The sequence below is a fragment of the Mesorhizobium sp. LSJC280B00 genome (assembly GCF_000502835.1).
Taxonomy (GTDB): domain Bacteria; phylum Pseudomonadota; class Alphaproteobacteria; order Rhizobiales; family Rhizobiaceae; genus Mesorhizobium.
On the sequence record NZ_AYVL01000027.1, the window covers coordinates 21,970 to 45,409 of the forward strand.

Annotated in this window: 17 protein-coding genes and 1 pseudogene; 12 read left to right on the forward strand and 6 right to left on the reverse strand. The window is 63.7% G+C overall.

Annotated elements, in window-relative coordinates; genetic code table 11:
* Window positions 1–869: 869 nt before the first annotated feature.
* The 8 genes from X773_RS67090 to X773_RS67125 all read left to right on the forward strand — a co-directional run bounded on the left by X773_RS67090 (window position 870) and on the right by X773_RS67125 (window position 9,846).
* Window positions 870–2,309 carry an NAD(P)/FAD-dependent oxidoreductase gene (locus X773_RS67090; RefSeq protein WP_023679432.1) on the forward strand — a complete coding sequence of 480 codons (1,440 nt, stop codon included), beginning with the start codon at window positions 870–872 and terminating at the stop codon, window positions 2,307–2,309.
* A gap of 24 nt (window positions 2,310–2,333) precedes the next feature.
* Window positions 2,334–3,509, forward strand: a complete 1,176-nt coding sequence (locus X773_RS67095; protein WP_023679433.1) for an acyl-CoA dehydrogenase family protein — start codon at window positions 2,334–2,336, stop codon at window positions 3,507–3,509.
* 13 nt (window positions 3,510–3,522) lie between these two features.
* On the forward strand, window positions 3,523–4,878 hold the full coding sequence (locus tag X773_RS67100; protein WP_023679434.1) for an LLM class flavin-dependent oxidoreductase: 1,356 nt from the start codon (window positions 3,523–3,525) through the stop codon (window positions 4,876–4,878).
* Between the two features lie 7 nt (window positions 4,879–4,885).
* Window positions 4,886–5,227, forward strand: a complete 342-nt coding sequence (locus tag X773_RS67105; RefSeq protein WP_023679435.1) for a DUF3088 domain-containing protein — start codon at window positions 4,886–4,888, stop codon at window positions 5,225–5,227.
* A gap of 4 nt (window positions 5,228–5,231) precedes the next feature.
* Complete coding sequence (locus X773_RS67110; RefSeq protein WP_051406226.1) at window positions 5,232–6,413, forward strand: acyl-CoA dehydrogenase family protein; 1,182 nt, start codon at window positions 5,232–5,234, stop codon at window positions 6,411–6,413.
* Complete coding sequence (locus X773_RS67115) at window positions 6,410–7,765, forward strand: LLM class flavin-dependent oxidoreductase (RefSeq protein ID WP_023679437.1); 1,356 nt, start codon at window positions 6,410–6,412, stop codon at window positions 7,763–7,765. Before X773_RS67110 ends, X773_RS67115 begins: the two co-directional genes overlap by 4 nt.
* 74 nt (window positions 7,766–7,839) lie before the next feature.
* Entirely contained in the window at window positions 7,840–8,916 is a 1,077-nt protein-coding gene (locus X773_RS67120) for an LLM class flavin-dependent oxidoreductase (protein WP_023679438.1), read from the forward strand.
* A 69-nt stretch (window positions 8,917–8,985) separates the two neighbouring features.
* Complete coding sequence (locus X773_RS67125; protein ID WP_023679439.1) at window positions 8,986–9,846, forward strand: NADPH-dependent oxidoreductase; 861 nt, start codon at window positions 8,986–8,988, stop codon at window positions 9,844–9,846.
* Between the two features lie 35 nt (window positions 9,847–9,881).
* On the opposite strand, the gene gcvA is transcribed toward X773_RS67125, so the two are convergent.
* Complete coding sequence (gene gcvA, locus X773_RS67130) at window positions 9,882–10,892, reverse strand: transcriptional regulator GcvA (protein WP_023679440.1); 1,011 nt, start codon at window positions 10,890–10,892, stop codon at window positions 9,882–9,884.
* Between the two features lie 342 nt (window positions 10,893–11,234).
* On the opposite strand from gcvA, the gene X773_RS67135 reads away from it, so the two are divergent.
* Entirely contained in the window at window positions 11,235–12,830 is a 1,596-nt protein-coding gene (locus X773_RS67135; protein WP_023679442.1) for an ABC transporter substrate-binding protein, read from the forward strand.
* A gap of 97 nt (window positions 12,831–12,927) precedes the next feature.
* A pseudogene (locus X773_RS67140) lies at window positions 12,928–14,522 on the forward strand (ABC transporter substrate-binding protein).
* Window positions 14,523–14,601: 79 nt separating this feature from the next.
* Here the strand turns inward: X773_RS67140 and X773_RS67145 are convergent.
* Window positions 14,602–16,026, reverse strand: a complete 1,425-nt coding sequence (locus tag X773_RS67145; RefSeq protein WP_023679445.1) for an FAD/NAD(P)-binding protein — start codon at window positions 16,024–16,026, stop codon at window positions 14,602–14,604.
* A gap of 181 nt (window positions 16,027–16,207) precedes the next feature.
* Here X773_RS67145 and X773_RS67150 point away from each other — a divergent pair, with 181 nt between their 5' ends.
* Window positions 16,208–17,569 (forward strand): LLM class flavin-dependent oxidoreductase, encoded by a 1,362-nt coding sequence (locus X773_RS67150; protein WP_198023630.1) that lies wholly within the window; start codon window positions 16,208–16,210, stop codon window positions 17,567–17,569.
* Window positions 17,566–18,657, forward strand: coding sequence for a rhodanese-like domain-containing protein (locus X773_RS67155; RefSeq protein WP_023679447.1), 1,092 nt, complete (start codon window positions 17,566–17,568; stop codon window positions 18,655–18,657). The genes X773_RS67150 and X773_RS67155 overlap by 4 nt, the downstream gene beginning before the upstream one ends.
* Window positions 18,658–18,692: 35 nt before the next feature.
* Here X773_RS67155 and X773_RS67160 read toward each other — a convergent pair whose 3' ends face one another.
* From X773_RS67160 to X773_RS67175, 4 genes are read right to left on the reverse strand one after another with little or no spacing between them, the layout of a single operon-like run.
* Window positions 18,693–19,955 carry an NAD(P)/FAD-dependent oxidoreductase gene (locus X773_RS67160; protein ID WP_031212564.1) on the reverse strand — a complete coding sequence of 421 codons (1,263 nt, stop codon included), beginning with the start codon at window positions 19,953–19,955 and terminating at the stop codon, window positions 18,693–18,695.
* Between the two features lie 5 nt (window positions 19,956–19,960).
* Complete coding sequence (locus X773_RS67165) at window positions 19,961–21,181, reverse strand: acyl-CoA dehydrogenase family protein (protein ID WP_051406225.1); 1,221 nt, start codon at window positions 21,179–21,181, stop codon at window positions 19,961–19,963.
* A gap of 16 nt (window positions 21,182–21,197) precedes the next feature.
* Window positions 21,198–22,235: an ABC transporter substrate-binding protein gene (locus X773_RS67170; RefSeq protein WP_023679450.1), complete on the reverse strand. Its 1,038-nt coding sequence runs from the start codon at window positions 22,233–22,235 to the stop codon at window positions 21,198–21,200.
* Between the two features lie 9 nt (window positions 22,236–22,244).
* Window positions 22,245–23,429 carry an LLM class flavin-dependent oxidoreductase gene (locus X773_RS67175; RefSeq protein WP_023679451.1) on the reverse strand — a complete coding sequence of 395 codons (1,185 nt, stop codon included), beginning with the start codon at window positions 23,427–23,429 and terminating at the stop codon, window positions 22,245–22,247.
* Window positions 23,430–23,440 lie beyond the last annotated feature (11 nt).

Genomic DNA, 23,440 nt, shown 5'->3' on the forward strand with positions numbered 1-23,440 from the left:
GCCGCATCTGCTATGTCGTTGACGATCGCTGCGCGCGCCTCGGCGCTGTCGCGCTTATCAAGTGCTGCAAGAAGCTTCTCATGATGCCTCACCGGGCGGCCGCGGAATACTGGCGCGCGCTGTGCCATTTGGTGCTGACGAAGCGGTTGTGACATGTTCGGCAGCCCGCGGGATAGGGCCGCGATGTTCGACTGTCTGGCTGTCGCGGTACCATACGGAACGATACGGGAAGATTTCCGACTTTGGCCCACGAAAAAGCCAATGAAATCAACAATCTTGGTACATCCTCCGGGCCCACCATATTATTACATATCAATATGTTACGCTTAATTCTTCGGGTTTGAATTGAGCGCTGTCGGGTAAATCCGTGACTTTTAGCGAAATGATTTTGGGCCCGTTCGTCGATTTTCTCCGTCTCGTTGATGGCACCCGTCACAGGTAGCTCAACACTCCCGGCTTCAAAAGACCCTTCAGCGATGCGTACGGCAATCGGCGGCAACGACGTGCAATTAGGCGGGTTCTGAACTCGGCCGTAGTCTCAAAATGCCCTTGTGCGGAGCAAAGTGTGGATCCATCCGCTTGCAGGTTCATGACCCTTCGCCAATCGCCGCTCCAGTCGCGAGCGGAATACCGGCACCAATTGCACCGGCCGCGGCGGTCCGTAGACCGCGGCTGCGGCCCGGTCATCCGCTGGCCGGGTAGTATCGCGTCTCCTGGAAGCTCCGATCTCCATTTGCCCGATGGCGCTCCCGATTGTGAAATCGGATGCAAGTGAAAAAAACTACCGGGCAATCAAAGCAGACATTTCTGGACTGTTTGCCGACTGGGGCGGAGTTTGGCGCGACGCTTGAACTTCAGCCGGAGCCCAAATGGCTTTACCATCCGATCCAGATTTCCACGCCCATGAAACACTTCGGCTGATCGGCCCTGATCCGCAGAACTGGGTGCCGGACCGCGAGGGCATCAACCACAATGTCTTCATCGTCGGCGGCGGGCAGACGGGCGCCACCTTTGCCTTCGCGTTGAGGCGCGCCGGCATCGGCAAGGTTACGGTCATCGATGCCGCGCCGGACGAGAGCAAGGCTGGCATCTGGCTCTCCCATGCGCGGATGAACCGGTTGCGAACGCCAAAGGGCTTGCCGGGGCCGGAACTCGGCTTGCCGGGCTTGAGTTTTCAGTCCTGGTACGAAGCCCGCCACGGTGCGGAAGCCTATGCCGGTTTCGACCGCATCGTACGGACGGATTGGGCGAACTACCTGAAATGGTATCGCGACTTTCTCGGCATCGGCATTCGTTACGGCACACGTCTCATTCGCATCGAGCCGGCTGGCGGGCATTTTCGCCTCCACCTCGAAGCCGACGGCACGCCATCGGTCGAAACGGCGCGCAAGATCATTCTGGCCAATGGATTTGGCGGCAGCGGCGGTCCAGTGATACCGGCGGTACTTGCCGCCTTGCCGCAGGGCCTTGTCGCACACAGTTCGGCGGCAATCGATTTTGCCTCGCTCAAGGGAAAGGCAATCGCTGTCGTCGGGTCGGCGGCTTCGGCATTCGATGCGGCCGGAGCTGCCCTTGAGGCCGGCGCGAAATCGGTGCGTCTGTTCGCCAGACGCACCAGCATCGCCAGCGTGCCGATCAACCGCGTGCGCGGCTATCCCGGGGCCTATGACAATTATCCGCTGCTGCCCGTTGCGGTGCGCTGGCGCCAGGCGCTGCGCTTCCGCGAGGCCGGTTCGACGCCACCGCTCGATGCGGTGGAGCGGGCGGTGCGGCACCAGAATTTTCATCTCCATCTCGGTGCCCCCTGGACAAATGCGGATGTCGAAGACGGCAAGGTCGTCACCGAGATCGCCGGCGAAACATTTGCCTTCGACTTCGTCATCGCCAGTACCGGCTATTTTGCCGACCCGACCCGCAAGCCGGAACTTGCCGATTTCGCCACCGCCATCCGGCTATGGCGCGACCAGTACGCGCCGTCGGAAGCAGAGCGGGATGAGTTTTTCGGCGCCCATCCTTATCTCGGCCTCGGCCATGAATTTCTCGAGAAGGCGCCGGGGGAGGCGCCATTCCTGAGGAATATCCATGTCTTCAATCCCGGCGGCTTTGTCAGTTTCGGCCTGCCGATCGGCGATGTGCCGTCGATCAGGCGCGATGTGCCGGCTGTGGTCGCGCGCATCAGCCGCGATCTCTTCCTCGCCGATCTCGACAGCCATGAGAGTCGCATAACCGGGAGCCATCCGGCCGAGTTCGGCGAAGACGCCTATGCCGCTTCCGTCTGGCGGCCGGCGCGGACCATCGCGGCGGAATAGACGCATTTCCATGGACAAACGCCGATGACCTTCAGCCCTGACCTTTCCGACCCGTTCGTCGCCACGGCGGTCGAACTGCGCGATATCTTCGATCGGGATGCCGTGGCGCGCGACAAGGCCGGCGGGCGGCCGGTCGAGCAAATCCGTCTGCTGAAGGAAAGCGGCCTGCCGTCGGCGCAGATTCCCAAGCGCTATGGCGGCAAGGGCGCACCCTGGCTGTCGGTGCTGCGCGTCGTGCGCGAATTCGCCCGCACCGACGGCTCGCTCGCCCATCTCTACGGATACCATCATCTGCCGCTCAATGGCGTGCTGTTCCGTGGCACGGAGGCGCAGAAGGACCGGCTGCTGACACGCTCGGCAAGGGAGAACTGGGTCTGGGGCAATTCCGGCAACGCCATGTCGAAGACGTCGACGGCCAGGCACAACGGCAAGGGCTGGATCCTGAGCGGCTTCAGGCCGTTCTCTTCCGGTTCGCACATCGCTGACTATATCCAGGTCGCCTGGGAGGACGGTCAGGACCGGCTGGCAGCCGCAATCCCGGCTGACCGTGAGGGCATCGTCATCGAGGATGACTGGGATGGTGTCGGCCAGCGGCAGACCGGCAGCGGCAAGGTGACATTCAAGGACGTGCATGTCGGCGACGACGAACTGATCGGCTCGCCAGCGGTGCCGCTGACGCCGTTCCAGACGCTGACGTCACTGTTCCAGCAGGCGGTCCTGCTCAACCTGTTCGTCGGCAGCGCGCAAGGAGCGCTGAGCGAAGGCCGCGACTATACGATCTCGCAATCGCGCCCCTGGGTCTATTCCGGCTATGAGAAACATACCGACGATCCGTTCGTGCAACGCAAATATGGCGACCTCTATATCCGCACGCTCGCCGCGGCCGAACTGGCCGATATTGCGGCGCGAAGCCTCGACGCCGCCTATGGCCAGGGCGAGGCGTTGACCCTGGAGCAGCGCGGGCAGACGGCGATCGATCTCGCCACCGCCAATGTCTACGCCGGACAAATCGGCCTCGATGCGTCGAGCGAGGTTTTCGAGGTGATGGGCGCCCGCTCAGCCACCAAGGCCAACGGCTACGACAGGTTCTGGCGCAACGTGCGCACGCACACGCTGCACAACCCCGCCGAATACAAGAAGCGCACGATCGGCACCTGGTTGCTGACCGGGGAATTGCCGGCCGGCGGACTGTACCGCTGAGGAGGCGCGGAACATGGCCAGCCGCAAGGACAAGCTAAAGCTTGGAGCGTTTCTTCTTTTCACCGGCCATCATGTGGCCGCCTGGCGCCACCCGGAGGCAGGCGAGGGGACCAGCCTCGGCGACTATGTCGAACTTGCCCGGCTGGCGGAAGCGGCCAAGTTCGACACCATCTTCTTTGCCGACGGCGTGGCGGCGCGGCTGAAGGATCTGGAGGCCGCCAGTCGCAAGGCGCATAGCGGCGTCTATCCGTTCGAGCCGATCACGCTGCTGTCGGCACTGTCGGCTGTGACCAGGAATATCGGCCTCATCGCCACGGCGTCGACCAGTTTTTCCGATCCCTACAATCTGGCCCGCCAGTTCGCGTCGCTCGACCATCTGAGCGGCGGGCGGGCCGGCTGGAATCTGGTCACTTCGTCCGATCCGGAGGCAGCGTTCAATTTCGGTCACGAGACGCATATCCAGCATGGCGAGCGCTACGACCGCGCCGAGGAATTCGCCGATGTCGTGCTCGGCCTGTGGGACAGCTGGGAAGATGACGCCTTCCCGCGCGACAGAGCAAGCGGGCGCTATTTCGACAAGGACAAACTGCATGTGCTGAACCACAAGGGCCAGCACTTCAAGGTGCGTGGTCCCCTGAACACGCCGCGAACGCCGCAAGGCCATCCGGTCGTGGTCCAGGCCGGGGCGTCGGGTCCGGGCAAAGAGCTGGCGGCTCGTACCGCGGAAGCGATTTTCGCGGCGCAGATCACGCTCGACGAAGCCACCGCCTTCTATGCCGACGTCAAGGGCAGGCTCGGCAAATATGGCCGCTCGGAGGATGACCTGAAAGTCCTGCCAGGCATTTTCCCGGTCGTCGGCCGCACCGAAGCCGAGGCGCGGGAGAAGTTCGAACAGCTGCAGGATCTCATCCAGCCGGAAGTCGGCCTCGGTCTGGTCTCGGCGCTGGCCGGCGGCTTCGACCTCAGCGCTTATCCGCTCGACGGGCCGGTGCCGGATTTGCCGGAGACCAATGCCGGCAAGAGCCGGCAGGCTCTGGTGATCGATCTGGCGCGACGCGAGAATCTGACGATCCGGCAGCTCTATCTGCGCATCGCCGGCGCCCGCGGCCACTGGCAAGTGGTCGGCACGCCGCAACAGATCGCCGACACCATGGAAGAGCGGTTCGAGAATTACGGTGCCGACGGCTTCAACATCATGGCGCCGATCATGCCCGGCGGCCTGAAGGATTTCATCGAGCTGGTGGTGCCGGAACTGCGCCGCCGTGGCCTGTTCCGCGATGAGTATGAGGGCAGCACCTTGCGCGACAATCTCGGCCTGAAGCGGCCGGCAAACCGCTTTTCGCGGCATGCCGCGGCGGCTGCGGAGTAGGCCGGCAATGGCGCGCGACACGCTCTTTCTCATCCAGCCGGGTTTCGCCGACCCAAAGCAGCCGGGCCAGACGTTCGTCTGCCCCTATTGCAACCAGGTTGAGGGATTGCTCGCAGCCTTTCCCGATCTCGCCGCCAGGCTCGACGTTGAGCGCGTGCCGTTTTCGAGGCCGAGAGGCAAGGTGATCGATGCGCTCGGCGAACGGCACCAGTCGCTGCCGGTGCTGATCATCGGCAGCGATCCGCCCGCCGGCCTGCCGACGGCCAAAGGCAAGGTCTTCGTCGACGATACTAGGCGTATTCTCGCACTGCTTGCCGAGCGCCACGGCTTCGCTCATCTGCATGAGTGAGACGATGACCTTCGATCCCGATACGTCCAATCCATGGATTGCCAAGGCGGTCGAGCTGCGCGACATCTTTGCCCGCGATGCGGTCGAGCGCGACCAGCTTGGCGGCAGACCCGTCGAACAGATACGGATGCTCAAGCACAGCGGCCTGCTCACCATCGTCATTCCCAAGGAATTCGGCGGCGCCGGCGAACCCTATTCGACAGCGCTGAAGATCGGGCGCGAGTTCGCCAAGGTCGACGGCTCGATCGGCCATATTTACGGTTACCATTTCAGCGCACTGATCGCCGCCAGGCTCAATTCGGACGAACCGCGCTCAGCCGATCTGCTGCGGCGTTCGGCTGCCGGCGACTGGTTCTGGGGCAACACCGGCAACAGTTTTTCCAAAACGCTGTTCGGCCGCAAAGATGGCGAGTGGACGATCGTCAACGGCTTCAAACCCTTCGCCTCCGGCTCGCATGTCGCCGACTATCTTTCGACCTCGTGGGAAGACGAGGTCAGCGGCGAGAGGAAATTCGCGGCGATCCCGGCGAACCGCGAAGGCATCACCGTTCTCGACGACTGGGACGGCATCGGCCAGACGCAGACCGGCAGCGGCAAGGTCGCCTACAAGGACGTCAGGATCCACGACAGCGAGTTGGTGCGCGGTTGGGTCGACGCGTCGTTGCCAATCCGCACTATCGGCCCGCTGCAGCAGCAGAGCGTGTTGCTCAATGTCTTTGTCGGCACGGCCCAGGGCGCGCTGCTGGCGGCGCGAGATTATACGCTCAACAGTTCGCGGCCGTGGATGTATTCCGGCGTCGAGCGCCATATCGACGATCCATGGATCAAGCGGCAGTATGGCGAGCTCTGGGTCAAGACGCGGGCGGCGACGGCGCTGGCCGATCGCGCGGGGGCGGCGATCGATCATGCGATCGCGCGCGGCAAGGCGCTGACCGAGCAAGAACGCGGTGAGGCGGCGGTTGCCGTCGCCGCGGCCAATGTGCTGGCAGGCGATGTCGCGCTCGAAGTCACGACCGAGATATTCGAGGTGATGGGTGCCCGCTCCGCAGTGCGCAAATACGGCTTCGACCGCTTCTGGCGCAACGCACGCATTCACACCTTGCACAACCCTGCCGAATACAAGACCCGCACCGTCGGCACCTGGTATCTGACCGGCGCTTATCCCGAGCCCGGCGTCTTTCGATGAGCGGCCGGCAGCTCCATCTCAACGTCAACATCCTGCATGCCGGCTTCTCGCCGGCGGCATGGCGGATGGACGGCGTCGACCCCTATGCCGCCTTCACCGTCGACCACTATGTGCAGGTGGCGAAGATCGCAGAGCGCGCAAAGCTCGACGCCGTATTCCTTGCCGACCAGGCGGCGATATCGGACCGCATTGACTATCGTCCGATCACGTCGCTGGAGCCGACCATCGTGCTGGCGACGGTAGCCGCCGCAACCGAGCGCATCGGCCTGATCGCCACCGCTTCAACCAGCTTCAACGAGCCCTACAATATCGCCAGGCGCTTCGCGACGCTCGACCATGTCAGCGGCGGACGCATCGGCTGGAACATCGTCACCACGGCCGATCCCGCCTCGGCCCGCAATTTCGGCCTCAACGGTGCCATCGATCACGGCCGGCGCTACGAGCGGGCGGCGGAATTCGCTGACATCGTCAAGGCATTGTGGGACAGCTGGGAGGACGATGCCTTCATCGGTGATGTCGCCAGCGGGCGCTTCGTCGATGCCACCAAGGTTCACGCCATCGACCACAAGGGCGCACATTTCTCGGTGCACGGGCCGCACAATGTGCCGCGTTCGCCGCAAGGGCATCCGGTGGTCGTCCAGGCCGGCGGGTCCGATGACGGCAAGGACCTCGCCGCCCGCCACGCCGAAGCCGTGTTTTCCGCATCGCAATCTTTCGAGGAAGCGCTCGGCTATGCGCGGGAACTTAAGGCGCGTGCCGTCGCCTATGGCCGCACCGGCGGCGTGCCGCTCAACCTCGCCGGCCTAGCCACCATCATCGGCAGCACAGAGGCGGAAGCGGAGCGGCGGCAAGAAGAGCTGTGGGATCGCATTCCGCTCGACTACAGCCTTGGGCGGCTGTCCGGCGTGCTCGGCATCGACCGCGAGCGATTGAAGCTGGACGAGAAGTTGCCGGAAGGGACTCAACTGCCCCCCAACGGCGGCCACACCTTCTTCAAGGCCACGCTCGCGCTCGCCCGCAGCAATGATTTCACGGTTCGCCAGCTGATCCGGGCGCTGAACGGCAGCACTGGCCACCGCACCATCGTCGGCACGCCGGAGCAGATCGCCGACGATATCGAAAGATGGTTTGTCGCCGGCGCCGCCGACGGCCTCAACCTGATGCCGGACGTGCTGCCGACCGGACTGGAGGTCTTTGTCGATACGGTGGTGCCGATCCTGCGCCGGCGAGGGCTGTTCCGAACGGAATATGAAGGGCGCACGCTGCGCGACCATCTCGGCCTTGCCCGGCCCGAAAGCCGCTTTGCACCGCAGCCGAGCAAGGCGCCAGGGCTGCTAGGGGCAGCCCTTTGAGTGATCATCAAAATACAACGGAGCGGAAGGTCCTGCCATTGACCTCCATGCCCGGCCAAAATACAGGCCCGACAATGAGCGCTGATACCGAATTTCTTTGGTACATCCCGAACCAGGTCGATCCCGGTCACCGCGGCGAGCCGGCCGTCGAGGACCACAACAGCCTGGAGACGCTGACCAGCCACGCGAAGGCGCTTGAGGAGCATGGCTGGAAGGGCGCGCTGATCGGTACCGGCTGGGGTCGGCCCGACACTTTTACTGTCGCGGCCTCCCTCGCCGCGCGGACCACCTCCTTCGAGCCGCTCATCGCGATCCGCCCGGGGTACTGGCGGCCGGCGCACTTCGCATCCGCCGTAGCCACGCTCGACCAGCTGACCGCCGGTCGCGTGCGTATCAACATAGTGTCAGGCAAGGACAACCTCGCGGCATATGGAGATAGCGAAGGCGACCAGATACATCGCTATGCCCGCACCAGAGAGTTCATGCGGCTGGTTCGCAGACTTTGGACCGAAGAGAACGTGACCTTTGCGGGCGAGCACTTCCGGGTCACCGGGTCGACCGTCATGCCCCGCATCCATGTCTGTGGCGATCGTCGCCATCCCAAGCTCTACTTCGGCGGCGCGTCGGAGGCGGCCGAGTGGGTGTCGGCCAGCGAGGCGGATGTCCAGCTCTTCTGGGGAGAGCCGCTCGACGGCGTCCGGGAGCGGATCGAGCGGCTCAAAGCCTTGAGCAGGGAACTTGGCCGAGACCTCCCGCCTCTGGAATTCGGGTTGCGGGTCACCACGCTGGTCCGCGACACCACCGGGCAGGCCTGGGCGGACGCCGAGGCGAAGGTCGACGAGATAGCCAAGGGCAAGGGCGCCGGCTGGAACGATCACGGTCGGGCGGTAGCGGTGGGTCAGCAGCGGCTGCTCGATCTGCACGCGCGCGGCGAGGTGCTGGACGACAACCTCTATACGGCGCCGGGCAAGTACGGCGGCGGCGGCGCCGGCACCACCTGGCTGGTCGGCTCGGCCGCCGACGTCGCCCGCTCGCTCGGCAGGTACCGGGATCTGGGCATCACACACTTCGTGCTCTCGGACACGCCGTATCTTTCCGAGATCAAGCGGCAAGGCGATCAGTTGCTTCCGCTATTGCGCAATGGGGCCTAAGCCGCGCTTCTTGAATGACCTGGGGTCGTCAGAACACCGAATAAGCCAGATTGCCAAATAGGGAAGAAAATGTCACAGCCGGCCGCCTTCAGCATCCGCCCTTCCGACGCCGACCTACGTGGTGAAGCGGCGCTACGGCGGCGTTATCGAGCGCCGCAAAGCGCGCATACCGGCAACTGGAACGAAGCCCTCGAGGCGATCCTTTCGCATCGCTCGGTCCGCAACTATCTCGTCGAGCCGCTGCCGGATGGCACGCTCGAACTGATCGTCGCTGCCGCCCAGTCGGCCCCGACCTCTTCCAATCTCCAGGCGTGGAGCGTCATCGCAGTCGAGGATCCGGCGCGCAAGGCGCGGCTTGCCGGACTGGCGGCGGTCAATCGCCATATCGAGCAGGCGCCGCTGGTGCTGGTCTGGCTGGCGGACCTGTCGCGCCTGCGCGCTATTGCCGAGGCAAACGGACGGGTGGGCGAGGGCCTCGACTACCAAGAGAGTCTTCTGCTGGCCGTGATCGACGCCGCACTTGCCGCACAGAATGCGGTGGTGGCGATCGATGCGCTCGGGCTCGGCTCCTGCTACATCGGCGCGATGCGCAATCATCCGCAGGAGGTGGCGCGCGAACTCGGCCTCCCGCCGGAAACCGTGGCGGTGTTCGGCCTGACCGTCGGCTATCCCGATCTCCTGGCTGCGACTGACATCAAGCCCAGACTGCCCCAGGCTGTGGTGCTGCACCGCGAGCGCTATCAGTCAGACCTCGATCCGGACGATCTTGCAACCTACAACCGGACGCTTCGTTCATTCCAGCAGGAGCAGGCGATGCCTGTGGTCGACTGGACGGAGTTGATGTCGAACCGCATCGGCAGCAAAGCAGCGCTGAAAGGCCGTGATCGCCTGGGCGAAGCGCTTAAAGCGCTCGGCTTCAAACTCAAATAGGGGCGCGCGCCTGCTCGCGAGAGACCGAGGTGAGACTATTCCGCAGCGACGATGGCGATGCGAGCCGGCAGCGGCACCGGCGGCGTGAAGTCGAGCGCGCCAAGCCGACGCGCCTCGGCCTTCAGCCAGGCATGAAAGCGCTCGACCGTCGCCAGCTTCGCCTTGTGCGGCGTCGTCGCGAAATAATAGGAAAACTCGACCGGCTGCGGCGAGCCGAATGGGCTGACCAGACGCCCCGCGGCAAGGTCGGGTTCGGCCAGCCGAAATTTGCCAAGACCGATGCCCTTGCCGGCAGCAGCGGCGTCGAGAACCAGCGAGGACTGGCTAAGCCGTATGCCGCCCTCGACAAGCCGGCCGGACAGGCCGTTGGATCTCAGCCAGCCCTTCCAGTCGGGGCAGCTTGGATCGCGTTCCGGTCCGTCCTCATGCAGGATCGGCGCTTCACGCAGGCCCTCCGGCCCGCGATAGAGACCGTGCATGCGAGCAAATTCCGGGCTGCAGACGGGCAGCACCGCTTCCGAAAAAAGCCGTTCCGTCAGCAGGCCGCTATAGGCGCCCGACCCGTAGCGGATGACGCAGTCGACGTCTTCGCTGGCAAAGTCGGCAAGCCTGGTCGATGCGTTGACCAGCACTTCTAGGCCGGGTACCGCGTCGCGCAGTGCGTCGAGGCGCGGGATCAGCCATTTGCTGGCGAAGGAGGGCGCGACCGACACTTTGATCGGCGCATCCTCCTCGTCGCCGGAAATCCGCGCGACCGACTCGACAACGACGTCGAAAGCCTCGGTGAGGCCGGGCATCAGCGCCTGGCCGGCCGACGTCAGCAGAAGCTCGCCGCGGTTGCGATGGAACAGCGGTTGACCGAGGTGATCCTCGAGCAGGCGGATCTGCTGGCCGATGGCGGCAGGCGTCACATGGAGTTCTTCGGCCGCCCGCGTAAAGCTCAGGTGGCGGGCGGTTGCGACAAAAGCGCGAAGCGACGTCAGCGGCGGAAGCCTCGCCAACGTCGGCCGCAGCTTCCTTGATTTTGCGCGAATGAGATCGACCATAGAGCGCATTCAACACGTTCAGGCCGGGCGCGACGAGGGCGGGCTTTGCGCTAAAGTGCTCGGTGGAAAATTTCGTTTGCCGCAGCGTCGCGGCAGCGGGAACGGAAATCTAAAAAATCGTAATGTCTACAATTCTTGTAGAAATAAGATCGGAGCGCTGATTTGGGCGTCGAGCAGCGTTGCCAGATCCTGGAATGAAACGGTCGTGCGAAGCGGTGCTTTCGGCAGACGATAGAAAATCATTCTTCCGGTTTTGCGGCGTGGCAGAGATCATCGCGTCGAGGCGCCGGAGTGTGTTCGGCCGCCGGATGCCATCGAAGCCGTTTTCCGGAGCTCAAGGCCATGTCTGTCAATCGTCGTCATTTCAACCAGCTGCTGTTGCTTGGCGGTGCGAGCTTCGCATTGCCCGGGGTTTCCTTCGCTGCCGAAGGAACGCCGGTCCAGGGTGGCACGCTCAACTGGGCCTACTATCCCGACCCCACGTCGCTGATTGCAATCAACACCTCGTCGGGCACCGGCCAGGCGATCGGTCCCAAGGTGAATGAAGGTCTGCTTGATTTCGCCTATGACCTCAGCCCGAAACCGCTGCTGGCGACGGAGTGGTCGATCAGCGATGACGGCCTGCGCTACACCTTCAAACTGCGCGAGGGCGTCAAATGGCATGACGGCAAGGACTTCACGTCGGAAGACGTTGCCTTCACCATCTTCCGGCTGAAGGAGGCGCATCCGCGCGGCCGCATCACCTACCAAAACGTGACCGCGGTCGAGACGCCCGATCCGCACACCGCCATCATCGTGCTTTCAAAGCCGGCGCCCTATCTGATCACGGCACTGAGCAGCTCGGAATCACCGATTGTGCCGAAGCACGTCTACGAAACGTTCAAGCCGGCGGAACAGCCGAAGCTCGAACAGACGATCGGCACCGGTCCCTTCATTCTCAAGGAATGGGTGCCCGGCAGCCATCTGATCTTCGACCGCAATCCGGATTATTGGGACGCGCCTCGGCCCTACCTCGACCGCATCGTCCTGCACGTCATCCTCGACCCGGCCGCACGTTCGGCGGCTCTTGAAACCGGCGAGATCGATATCGGCGCCAATCCCGTGCCGCTGGCCGACATCGAACGGCTGAAGGCAAACCCCGCTCTGGTCGTCGACACCAACACCTACGCCTATTCCGGCCCACAGCAGCAATTGTTCTTCAACTACGAGAACGAAATCCTGACCAAGCGCGATGTGCGCCTTGCCATCGCCCACGCAATCGACCTGCAGAAGCTGGTCGACATCGCGCTCTACGGTTATGCGCAGGTATCGCCGAGCCCGATCAGCACGGCGCTGCCCAAATGGTATGACCGCAGCATCAAGGCGCGCGAGCCCGATACCAAACTGGCGGAGAAGCTGCTCGACGACGCCGGCTATCCGCGTGGCGCCGATGGCACGCGCTTCAAGCTCCGGCTTGCCTACAACGCGTTCCTGCCGGCGTCCTATGCCGATTTCATCAAGCAGTCGTTGGCGACGGTCGGCATCGATGCCGAGATCCTCAAGCTTGACCTGTCGACGTTCCTGAAGACCGTCTACACCGACCGCGCCTGGGACCTGGTGGTCGAGTCGCTGTCGAACACCTTCGATCCGACGCTCGGCGTCCAGCGCGCCTACTGGTCGAAGAACTTCAAGATCGGCCTCGTCTTCTCCAACGCTAGCCACTATGCAAACCCCAAGGTTGACCAGATCCTCGAAGCCGCGGCAATCGAGCCCGACGAGACCAAGCGGCGCGAGCTCTGGCACAAATTCCAGCACATCATCCATGACGACGTGGTGTCGGTCGATCTGGTCGCCGCCGGCGCCCAGATCGTCGCCAACAAGAAGGTCCGGGATTTTGCGCCCGGCGCTCAGGGGATCAACAACAGCTTCGCGCAGATATGGCTCGCGCCAAACGCCTAAGCGTTCTGCAAGCCCTCTGGTTGGGACCGGCGCGTGAAAACGACGATCCCGACTTTTCTCCATGAAAGATAAATCGCGCCAATTCGGAGTACCGACCATGACCATCAACCGACGCCTGTTCAATCAGTTCCTGCTGCTGGCCGGCGCGAGTGCAGCACTTCCCGCCGGGGCATTCGCAGAAGACGCAAAGCCGGTGGCCGGAGGCACGCTCAACTTCGTCTACTATCCCGAGCCCAACCAGATCGTTTCCATCAACACCAGCGCTGGCGGACCGGCCACCATCGGTCCGAAGATTTTCGACGGCCTGCTCGCCTACGACTACGATCTCAATCCGCGACCGCAACTGGCCACCGAATGGTCGATCAGCGACGACGGGCTCGAATACGTCTTCAAGCTGCGCCAGGGGGTGAAGTTTAGCGATGGCCATGATTTGACCTCCGAGGACGTGGCCTTTTCGATCTCCCGGCTGCGCGAAGCGCATCCGCGCGGGCGCATCACCTTCCAGAACGTCACCGACATCGACACGTCGGACCCGTATATCGTAAAGATCAAATTGTCGAAGCCGTCCGCCGCCCTGATTTCGGGGCTGGCCGCGACGGAATCGCCTGTCGTGCCCAAACACATTTACGAGAAGCTGAAGCCGGCTGACGATCCGTCCTTCGAGCAGATCATCGGCAGCGGGCCGTTCGTGCTGAAGGAATGGGTGAAGGGCAGCCACATCCTCGTCGAAAAGAACCCGACCTATTGGGATGCCCTAAACCCTATCTCGACCGGATCATTTTCCGCTTCATCACCGATCCGGGCGCGCGCGCCGCGGCGCTCGAAACGGGCGAGGTCGACATCGGACCGAACCCTGTGGCCTTCGCCGATCTGGAGCGTTTCAACGCGCTGCCGCAATTCGTCGTCGACAGCACGGTCTTCACCTATAGCGGCCCGCTGCACCAACTGATCATCAACCTCGAAAACCCGATCCTGAAGGAGAAGAAGGTCCGTCAGGCAATCGCGCACGCGATCGACCTCGACGCGGTCAATGCAATCGTGTTTTACGGTTATGGCCAAGTCTCGCCGACGCCGATCAGCGTCGTCAACAAGAAGTATTTCGACCCCGACGTAAAGGCCGCGACCGTCGATACGGCATTGTCGGAAAAACTGCTCGACGAGGCCGGCTTCAAGCGGGGAGCGGACGGCATTCGCTTCAAGCTCAGGCTCACCAACAATCCCTACAACCCGTGGGGCTATGCTGACTTCCTCAAGCAGGCATTAGCCAAGATCGGCATCGATGCCGAGATCGAAAAATTCGATTTCGGCACCTATGTCAAAACCATCTACACCGACCGCACATGGGACCTGTCGACGGAATCCTGCGGCAACATCTTCGATCCGAGCGCCGGCGCGCAGCGGCTCTACTGGTCGAAGAACATCAAGAAAGGGCTGCCGTTCTCCAACGGCGCGCACTATGAGAACCCGGAGGTTGACCGATTGCTGGAAGCCGCATCGGTCGAGCTCGACGAGGCCAAGCGCAAGCAGCTCTTCTTCAAGTTCCAGGAGATCATCGCCGATGAATTGCCGATCATCAATCTGATCGCGCCACCGACCATCATCATCGCCCGCAAAACCGTCAAGAACTACGCGCCTGGCGCCGAAGGCCTGTCAGCGAATTTCGCCGACGCCTATCTCGACCCGAACGCCTAAATCTGCCGGGCAATCATGAGAGAAGGGCCGCATCGAGCTGCGGCCTTTTCGTTTCTTCCATTTCGCAAAGCCGGTAACTTCAGGCCAAAGCACGCAGCCTTGGGCTGGCGCCGACCAGAAGGCCGGCAAGGGCTATGGCCTGCGCCAGTTGTTCGCCGATTGAGCTCGATTCCCAGGCGACACCGCGCAGCGGATGGCCGATGGCGAACAGATTGCCATGGGTCTCGCCATCACAGGAAATCACCTGGCCGTCATGCGTGGCGTCGATGCCGAAGCCGATCGCATGCGGCCTGACGATGCCGTTTTCGAGCAGGTTCTGGACGAATGGATCGGCGATCCGCCGCCAGTCATGCTCCTGATGGCCGCGGCAGTTGACGACGCCGTCGAAGCGCAGCCGTTCGACCGCGCCGGTATCGCGCCAGCGGATTTCAGCGACGATCCCATTTGCCTGCGGATGGAGTGCCAGCACCCGTCCCGCTCCACCCGTCCAACGGCCTTGGCTTCGCGCCAGTGCCACGCGCTCAAAGCTCGGTGGCGCCGCGCGGTGCGCGGTGACATCCCAGAAGGCGCGCAGATGGCGTGCGAACTTCAAGCGCTCCCTGTCGGTGGCGCCTTGCCACAAGGCCAGGATCCACGGCCGGATCGTCAGCGGCAGCCCTTGCCAGTCCAGGCCGGTGGTTTCGATTGCCCGGCGTTCGGCCTTGACCAGTGCGAGAAGCGCCCTGGTGGTTTTCGGCAGCGGCCGCCCGGCGAGGAAATCGCGCCACGCTTCCGTGTTGCGCCGAGGTTCGACGATCTGTCCGCGCCGCGACACGACGCGATAACCGCCCTTGAAGCCGCGCGCTTCCATGCTGGCGACGACGTCGACCATGCTCAGGCTGGAGCCGATCAGCAGCAGTTCCTTGCTGCCGGCGAGCCGATCGAGCGCCGCCGAATCCCAGGAATTGGCGACGTAACGGGGATCGCTGACGACGGCTGCTTCCGTGGTGGACGGCTGGCTCTGGAACACCCCGGTTGCCAGCACCGCCTCATCGGCCAGCAATTGCTGGCTATCGCTGGTGCCGACGCATACCCCTGACGGGCCGGTCAGCATGTCGACGGCGGATGCGTTGATGTGGCGCAGCGACGAACGCGGGTCTGCTTCTCTGATCGCTCTCGTCAGTTCCGACTGGACATAGCTGCCGAACAGCCAGCGCGGCGGGCTTGAGTCCGGGACATCCTCGGGCGGTGTCCAGCCGTGCTCCGGCCCATTCGCCATAAGCCAGCGAACGAGGTGATCGGGATCGTCCGGATGCAGCGAGAAGATGCGCGCCGCGCCGTTGACGAGATGGTTCGGATCGCAGGTGCTGTAGGCAACACCGCGGCCGAGTTGGGCCCGGCGCTCGATGATGGTGACCGCCAGCGGCTCGGTCGAATGGTCAAGCAATTTGATCGCTGTGACCGCACCGGCAAAGCCACCGCCGACAATGATGATTGAGCGAGGGGAGGAAGGGGTATGAAGCATCAAGAACCTTTGCGACGCCGGTGGTCGTGGCTCTAGCCCATCGCCCCGGCAACGATCATCGTGCTTTCCCGTAACCCGATGTCAAAAAACAATAATTGCCAGCTGGCGAAAGGCATTCTTTCACTCAGCGGGTTTGGCAGGCGCTAGATAGGAACGCCCTTTGCGACCAGCCCGAGAACCGCTGATGACTGAAAATCGAAAGATAAGGCTTGGAGCCTTTGTTCGCGGACCGGGCCATCATGTCGCTGCCTGGCGCCATCCCGATGTGCCTGCCAATCCGGGCCTGAGCTTTCAGCACTATGCGGACGCCGCGCGCACTGCCGAGCGTGGCCTGTTCGACATGGTGTTTCTGGCCGACAGCCTCAGCGCGCGCAATGGCGAGCAGCCGATCGAGACCTTCGAGCGCACCGGCCATGTCGTGCATTTCGAGCCGCTGACGCTTTTGTCGGCGCTCTCGACCATCACGCAAGGGATCGGGCTCGTTGCGACCGCCTCGACCACCTATTGGGAGCCGTTCCACTTGGCGCGGCTGTTCGCTTCGATCGATCATCTCAGCGGCGGCAGGACAGGCTGGAATGTCGTCACCTCAGCCGATGCGCCGGCGGCGGCGAATTTCAGCCTCGACCAGCATCCCGTTCATGCCGACCGTTACGCCCGCGCCGAGGAATTCGTCGCTGTCGCGCAGAAGCTTTGGGACAGCTGGGACGACGATGCCTTCGTCGCCGACAAGGCTTCGGGGATCGCCATCGACCGGCGCGGCATCCACGCCCCGGACCATGCCGGCCGGCATTTCCGCGTCAAGGGACCGCTCAACGTCGCTCGCCCACCGCAGGGCCATCCCGTCATCGTCCAGGCGGGCTCGTCCGATGCCGGCCAGCACTTGGCGGCGCGAACGGCGGAGGTGGTTTTCACCGCCCACCCGACCATCGAATCGGCGCGCGGCTTTTACGGCGAACTGAAAGGCCGGCTGGGCTCGTTTGGCCGCTCCGCCGACAGCTTGAAGATCATGCCCGGTGTCTTCCCGGTCGTCGCGCCGACACGCACGGAGGCCGAGGGCAAGTTCGATGCGATCCAGCGCCTGGTCGATCCTGTGGTTGGTGTGGCGCTGGTTTCAGGATTGCTCGGCGGTGTCGATCTTTCCGGCCATTCACTCGACGGACCGTTGCCGGAACTGGGCAGTTCCGATGCCGTGAAGAGCCGCCTGAAAGTCGTTTCCGAATTGGCCGCGAGCCGGAACCTGACCATCCGCCAATTGTATCTCGCCGTTGCCGGCGCGCGCGGCCATTTCCAGATCGTCGGCACGCCAAAGGATGTGGCCGACATGATGGAGGAGTGGTTCGCCGGTGGCGCGGCGGACGGCTTCAACGTCATGCCGCCGATCCTGCCGACGGGCCTCACCGATTTTGTCGACCTCGTCATTCCGGAGCTGCAGCGGCGGCGTCTGTTCCGGACTGCTTACGAAGGCGGGACGTTGCGCGAGAACCTCGGCCTTGCGCGTCCGATCCGTGGCGCCGCTGAACAGCAAGAGAGGAAAGCATCATGAGCGACAGGACGATCGATTCGAAAATGTTTCGCCAATGGCTGGCGGATGGCGAAGAACTGGCGGTGCTAGACATTCGCGACAGCGCGACTGTCGGATACGCATCGCCGCTGTTCGCCACCAACCTGCCCGCGGCTCAGGTCGAGGCCGAGATCGACCGCTTCATCCCGCGCAAATCGGTGCGCACCGTGCTGGCGGACGACGGCAGCGGCGTTGCCGAGCAACTTGTCGAACGACTGGTGGGGTATGGCCGTACCCAGCTGTTTTCGCTGAACGGTGGAATTCCGGAATGGACGCAAAGCGGCGTTGAAGGCCTGCCGACCTTCGATACGCCGGGCGTCGATTTTTCGCTGGCGATCCGCGACGAGAAGGGGACCCCGGTCGTCAGCGTTGAAGAGCTCGCGGTGCTCAGAGGCCGAGGCGCCGACGTGGTGGTGCTCGACAGCCGCACGGTGGCGGAGTTCGAAAAGGACCATGTGCCGGGCGCCATCAGCGTGCCGGGCGCCGAGCTGGTGCTGCGCTTCGCCGACCTGGTGCCGTCACCGGAGACGCAGGTTGTCGTCTCCTGCGCCGGCCTGCCGCGCGCCATCATCGGGGCGCAGACACTGATCGATGCCGGCGTGCCCAACCGGGTCGCCTATCTGCACGACGGCACCAAGGCATGGCGCGAGGCCGGTCTTGCACTCGAAACCGGCAAGACCGCAATCTATGGTCCGGCAAGCGAGGATGCCAAGCGTTTCGCCGGGGAGCACATCGCAAAGCTTGCCGAAGGCGACAGCTTTCCCCGCATCAATGCGGCCAGGGCCGCGAACTGGGCGAAGGACGAAAAGCGGACGACCTACCTGCTTGACGTGCGCACGCCCGACGAGTTCGCCGAAGCGCATATTCCGGGGTCGATCGCGTCTGAGGGCGGGCAGTTGCTCGGTGTCGCCTATCGCACCATCGCCGTGCGCGGCGCCCGCGTCGTGCTGATCGACGATCTGCTCGGTGTCCGCGCGGCGACGACGGCGCATTGGCTGCAGCGGCGCGGCTTCGAGATCGCGATCCTCTTGTATGACTTCCAGTCGGCCAGCCTGGTGGAAGCGGCGTAGGGCAGGGGCACTGTCAGGCGATTTTTTCGGAGCCACTATTCGGCGGCTTCCGATTGGCGGCGACGGCCCGCCAGCACGTTCTTCTGCATCGCCGTCAGCGAAGACCGCACGGCTTTGGCGCCGTGCTCCAGCATCTTGGCCTCATACTCCGACAGCGCCTGGAGAAGCGGCTTGTCGCCGCGTTTGGCGGCCACCAGCTCTGGCACCAGCAGCCCGGCGTCGTAGATCGCGGTGTTGCCGCCAAGCGCGCGAAAATAGGTCATGGCGTGGATGGCATCGCCAAGCAGCGTCACCGGTTTCGTCGGCCAGGGATCGACAGGTTCGGAGCTGTGGACATGAAGCAGCGCCACCGTCGATGGGTCGGTGTAGCGGATGAGGTTGAGGATTTCCGGGTGCCAGTGGGCGATCTTCGAGATCAGCAGGTCAATCAGTTCTGAACCGGAGAGCTTTGCCAGCGCGTCGTCCGTGGCAAGTTCGTCCTTTTCATAGGCGGTGTTCCACCAGACATAGCTGGTGGTGTTGTTGAAATGGAAACCGGAAAAATCCTTGTGGGTGGCGTCGTCCAGCCCGATCAGTCCATGCTTTCGTAATGCGTCGACATTGACCCTGTGGCTGGTGACCATAAGCCCATGACCTTCGGTTGGCCTGACGCCGGCATTGTAGTCGAGTAGCAGCGGCGAGATCTGGTGAAGGGCTGCGGCATGCAGCGTCATCTTGCCGGCCAGGCGCCTGACGCCGGTGTCGAAGCTTCGCGCATGCGGCACCAGTTGCTGGCGCACGCGCGAGCGGGCGCCGTCGGCGCCGACCAGCACGTCGGCATGAATTGAAGAGCCATCCTCGAAATGCACCGTTACCGAACCGTCCGGCTGCTCCTCGTAGCGGGAGAAGATCTTGCCGTAGCGCACGATGCCGTCGAGGCCCGACAGCAGCACCTGGCGCAGCGTGATACGGCTTACCGATTTTTCGATATGCGTGTCGTCGGCCTCGCCCAGCGCGTTGCCGCCGCCCCAGGCATCCTCGCCCAGGATCTTGAAATTCTCGTCCAGCAGGATGTTGCGATCCGGCGCCTGGCCGAGCGTGGCGACAAAAGCGTCGTAGAGTTCCGGCGGCAAATTGGCGATCAGCGAATCGATGCCGCGCTGGCGGATGCGCAGACGAAAACCCTGGACATAGTCGGTGCGAGCGCGGTCCTTCTCGAAGACCGCGACACTGATGCCGTTCTTCTTCAGGCCTTGCGCCAGTGTCAGGCCGCCGGGGCCTCCGCCGATGATGGCGACTTCGACATGTTCTGTTGTCATGGCGCTCAACCGACCGCCGCGAGCTTGGGCTTGCCAGCGGCAATAGCCGGTGTCTCGGCCAGCTGCCGGGCGGTATGGCGGCTGAGCGTCGCCTTGGCGGCGATCGTGCGGATCATGTGGTTCTGCGGTGCGTGGGAACGGGCGGTCAGCGCATCACGGTGGTGGCGCTCAAGCTGGAAATCTCTGTTAAGGCCTGGATTGCCGGCAAGCTCCAGCGCCAGCGAGGTGACGGCAACGGCATTGTCGATGACGACATGCCTGACCGTCATGCCGTCGGTGCCCACAGGCCGGCCGGCGTCGACATCTTCGGCGAGCGAACGCAGCAGCCGCGTGCTGCTCGCAAGCCTGACCTCGATCTCACCGAGCCCTGCCTGGATGTGCGGCACGGTCGACAGCGGCGCACCAAGACTTGCCGGCGCGTGCGTGCTGACAAAGGAGACAAGCCGGTCACGGGCAGCACGGGCGGCACCGTGGTAGACAGCGCCGATCAGCGAAAAGAAGAACGCCGTCGCGCCTTCCTCGCGCCTCAGCGGCTCGGATGCCGGCTGCGCCTCGGTGATGTCTTCGGCAGGAACCGCAACATTATCCAGAATGATGTCGTCGCTGGCCGTCGCCCGCATGCCGGCGGCGTTCCATGTCTTTTCGACGCGCAATCCGGGCGCGTCGGTCGGCACCAGGAATGAAGCCAGACGCGGCTGCGGCTCGTCGGTCAGCGCCAGCAAGTTCACCCATTTCAGAATAGGAATGCCGGTGACGTAGTTCTTGTGGCCGGATATCCGCCAGACATTGCCGTCGCGCCGGGCAATGGTTTCGGGCGGCTTGCCATGGGCGGGCGAGCCAATCCGCGGCTCGGCTTGCGCGGCGTTGATCAAAGCAGGGCCAAGACGGCCGGCCTCTACAATCCGCTGAACCAGATGGCGCGGCCATTTTCCGGATTTCCGCATCGCATACTGGCTGTTGTAGTGCATGGCCAGCACCAGCGCTGTCGATGGCTCGCCACGGCCGATCTCGGCGATCACCGCCTGCGCTTCCGTCAGCCCGCCACCGAGGCCGCCATGCTCGCGCGCCGTGACCAGGCCAAGCAGCCCGGCCTGGTGAAGCCGGTCGAAATTGGCGAATGGGAATTCCCCGGTCGCGTCGTGATGCGCGGCGGTCAGCGCGAGATTGTCGGCAAGGCCGGCCACTCTGTCGAGGAGTTCCGGAAATCCTGAAATCGTGGAGGTCATGATGCTGGCTTTCCTGTCAGGCGGCGGCGCGGGTATCGACCAGATCGAAGGGTCGTCGATCGACCCAGGCCTCGACGTCGAAATCGCCGGCGAGGAAGCCCCAGTCGCGCAGGAAATCCTTGTAGTGGGAAATCGCGCCGACCAGCTCAGGCTGCAGTCCGAGGCCGAGATGCTTATGGACATCCGGGCCATTGGCAGCCAGCACCTGTTCCTCGGTGGCCCCGGCTTCGCGGGCAACAAAGCGCTGCGTCTCTTCCGGATGCGCCTCGGCCCAGGCGCTGGCGCGCAGGATGGTCTCGATCAGTCGCGCGACCAGATCGGGGCGTTTCTCGGCCAGCAGTTCATCGACGGTCAGCACGCGCGGCGAACCGGAATTGATGCGGATGTTCGGGTCAGGGTGGAAGCCGAATTCGGCGACCTGGATGGCGCCGATCAGATTGGCGACGTTGATGCCGGCCGTGCCCTTCACATAGATGGCGTCGACCTCGCCCCGGATCAGGGCTGCGGCTTCCTCGCCATAGGCCTGCTTGCGCTTGAGGCCGAATAGCGACGGTCCTTCCTGGCTGTCGAGAACGCTGTCGGCCAACGCTATGTCGACGATCTCGACGTCGCCATGGCTGAGGGCTTCGAGCGAGAGGGCCGAGACCAGGCCCTTCAGCGCCGTCGCCCGCATGAAGTCGACGATGCCTTCGGGGCGCCGGGCGATGCCGAAGCGGCGGCCTTTCAGGTCCTGGGTTGTCCTGATGCCGCAACCGGGCAGGGCGATAATTGCCTGGAATTCGTCGGTCCAAGTGATGCCGACGAGACGCGTCTTGCGCCCTTCGGACCGCGCGCGGATCGGCGGCACGTTGCCGCCGTGGCGGAACGACCAGTCGAGCGTGTGGTTGAAATGGCTCTGGCGGATGTCGCGATTGGGCGAATCGATGATCGACTTCAATTCGATCCCCTCCTTGCGAAAGGTCTCGTCGAGAAGCCCGAGCTGTGCGGCGAGCCCGACAGGCGTCGGCACCGGGCAGCGTGTGTACCAGATTTCGGAGATCCCAGTCGAGGTCATGATGGCTCCTTAGGTGTTGCGCAGGCCAGCCTGCTTCATCAGCGGCAGGATGTTCTCGCCGAAGAATTCGAGGTCAGGCTTGAAATCGAAGAAGGACAGCTGCAGGCCGTCAATGCCGGCGTCCTTCAACTTGACGAACTGGTCGACGATCTGTTCGGGCGTGCCGATGAGGTAGATGTTGCCGCCGACCTTGGCGTAGGGGTCCTCGCGGCCTTCGCGTCCTTTCCAGGCCTGGGCGTCGCTGTTGAAGGTCTGGAAGCCTTTCGGCGTGCGGCTGTCGGCATGGGCGACGATCTCATCGGCGACCGCCCAGGCTTCCTTCTCGGTCGGCCGGCTGATGATCAGCGGATTGAGCAGAGTGCGCACGGTGCGGCCGACACCAAGGGCCGCGTCCTTCACTTTCTCCGTATGCGCCGGCAGCGCCTCCAGCGCGCTGGCGATGTCGGAGCCGGCCGGGCTGGTGACGAAGACGATGTCGGAATAGCGGCCGGCAAAGGAAATGCCGGCATCGGAGCCAGTGGCGTTGACCAGGATCGGCCTGCCGTAATTCGGCTTCGGCGTGACGAAGCCGCCATTGAGCTTCCAGCTCGATTCTCCGGAGAACGAGAAATTCTCATCATCCTGCCACAGCCGCTGCAGCACTTCGACGAATTCGGCGGCGAGTTCATAGCGGCGGTCATGCTCGATGCGGTTCCAGCCGAACATTTCATGTTCGACAGCGCGATGACCGGTGACCACGTTGATGCCCCAGCGGCCGCCGGAGATGTGGTCGAGCGTGGCGCCGAATTTCGCCAGATGCAGCGGATGCCAGGGACCGTAGAGAACATGCATGGTCGAAATCAGCATGATCTTCTTGGTAATCGCGGCCATCGCCGCCACGGAGACGAAACTGTCCAGCGCCTGGCCGTTGAAGACGCCGCCATAACCGCCCTTGGGCAGCCATTGGCTGAGCGCAAAGACGAGGTCGAAGCCGAGCTCCTCGGCCTTGAGCGTCAGGTCACGGTTGTAGTCGAAGCGCCAGTCGGTCGAGCGGGGCAGGGTGGAGTTGGTCCAGCCGCCGGCCTGGATCGGCAGGAACAGTCCGAGCAGCACGGGCTGCTCGAGCGCCTTCGACAGCGGGCTGTCCGGGTAGTCGGTCGGCGCCTTGAAGAAGGGCGTCCCGACGATGGAACCGGGCTTGTGGGCGAGCGTCATGGCGAACTTTC

Excerpts from the sequence above, each read along its gene's own strand:
- X773_RS67135 (WP_023679442.1), top strand. The coding sequence starts at position 11,235 with ATGTCTGTCAATCGTCGTCATTTCAACCAGCTGCTGTTGCTTGGCGGT.
- X773_RS67110 (WP_051406226.1), top strand. The coding sequence starts at position 5,232 with ATGACCTTCGATCCCGATACGTCCAATCCATGGATTGCCAAGGCGGTC.
- X773_RS67175 (WP_023679451.1), bottom strand. The coding sequence starts at position 23,429 with ATGACGCTCGCCCACAAGCCCGGTTCCATCGTCGGGACGCCCTTCTTC.
- X773_RS67100 (WP_023679434.1), top strand. The coding sequence starts at position 3,523 with ATGGCCAGCCGCAAGGACAAGCTAAAGCTTGGAGCGTTTCTTCTTTTC.
- X773_RS67165 (WP_051406225.1), bottom strand. The coding sequence starts at position 21,181 with ATGACCTCCACGATTTCAGGATTTCCGGAACTCCTCGACAGAGTGGCC.
- X773_RS67170 (WP_023679450.1), bottom strand. The coding sequence starts at position 22,235 with ATGACCTCGACTGGGATCTCCGAAATCTGGTACACACGCTGCCCGGTG.
- X773_RS67125 (WP_023679439.1), top strand. The coding sequence starts at position 8,986 with ATGTCACAGCCGGCCGCCTTCAGCATCCGCCCTTCCGACGCCGACCTA.
- X773_RS67155 (WP_023679447.1), top strand. The coding sequence starts at position 17,566 with ATGAGCGACAGGACGATCGATTCGAAAATGTTTCGCCAATGGCTGGCG.
- X773_RS67090 (WP_023679432.1), top strand. The coding sequence starts at position 870 with ATGGCTTTACCATCCGATCCAGATTTCCACGCCCATGAAACACTTCGG.
- X773_RS67160 (WP_031212564.1), bottom strand. The coding sequence starts at position 19,955 with ATGACAACAGAACATGTCGAAGTCGCCATCATCGGCGGAGGCCCCGGC.
- X773_RS67105 (WP_023679435.1), top strand. The coding sequence starts at position 4,886 with ATGGCGCGCGACACGCTCTTTCTCATCCAGCCGGGTTTCGCCGACCCA.
- X773_RS67095 (WP_023679433.1), top strand. The coding sequence starts at position 2,334 with ATGACCTTCAGCCCTGACCTTTCCGACCCGTTCGTCGCCACGGCGGTC.
- X773_RS67115 (WP_023679437.1), top strand. The coding sequence starts at position 6,410 with ATGAGCGGCCGGCAGCTCCATCTCAACGTCAACATCCTGCATGCCGGC.
- gcvA (WP_023679440.1), bottom strand. The coding sequence starts at position 10,892 with ATGGTCGATCTCATTCGCGCAAAATCAAGGAAGCTGCGGCCGACGTTG.
- X773_RS67145 (WP_023679445.1), bottom strand. The coding sequence starts at position 16,026 with ATGCTTCATACCCCTTCCTCCCCTCGCTCAATCATCATTGTCGGCGGT.
- X773_RS67120 (WP_023679438.1), top strand. The coding sequence starts at position 7,840 with ATGAGCGCTGATACCGAATTTCTTTGGTACATCCCGAACCAGGTCGAT.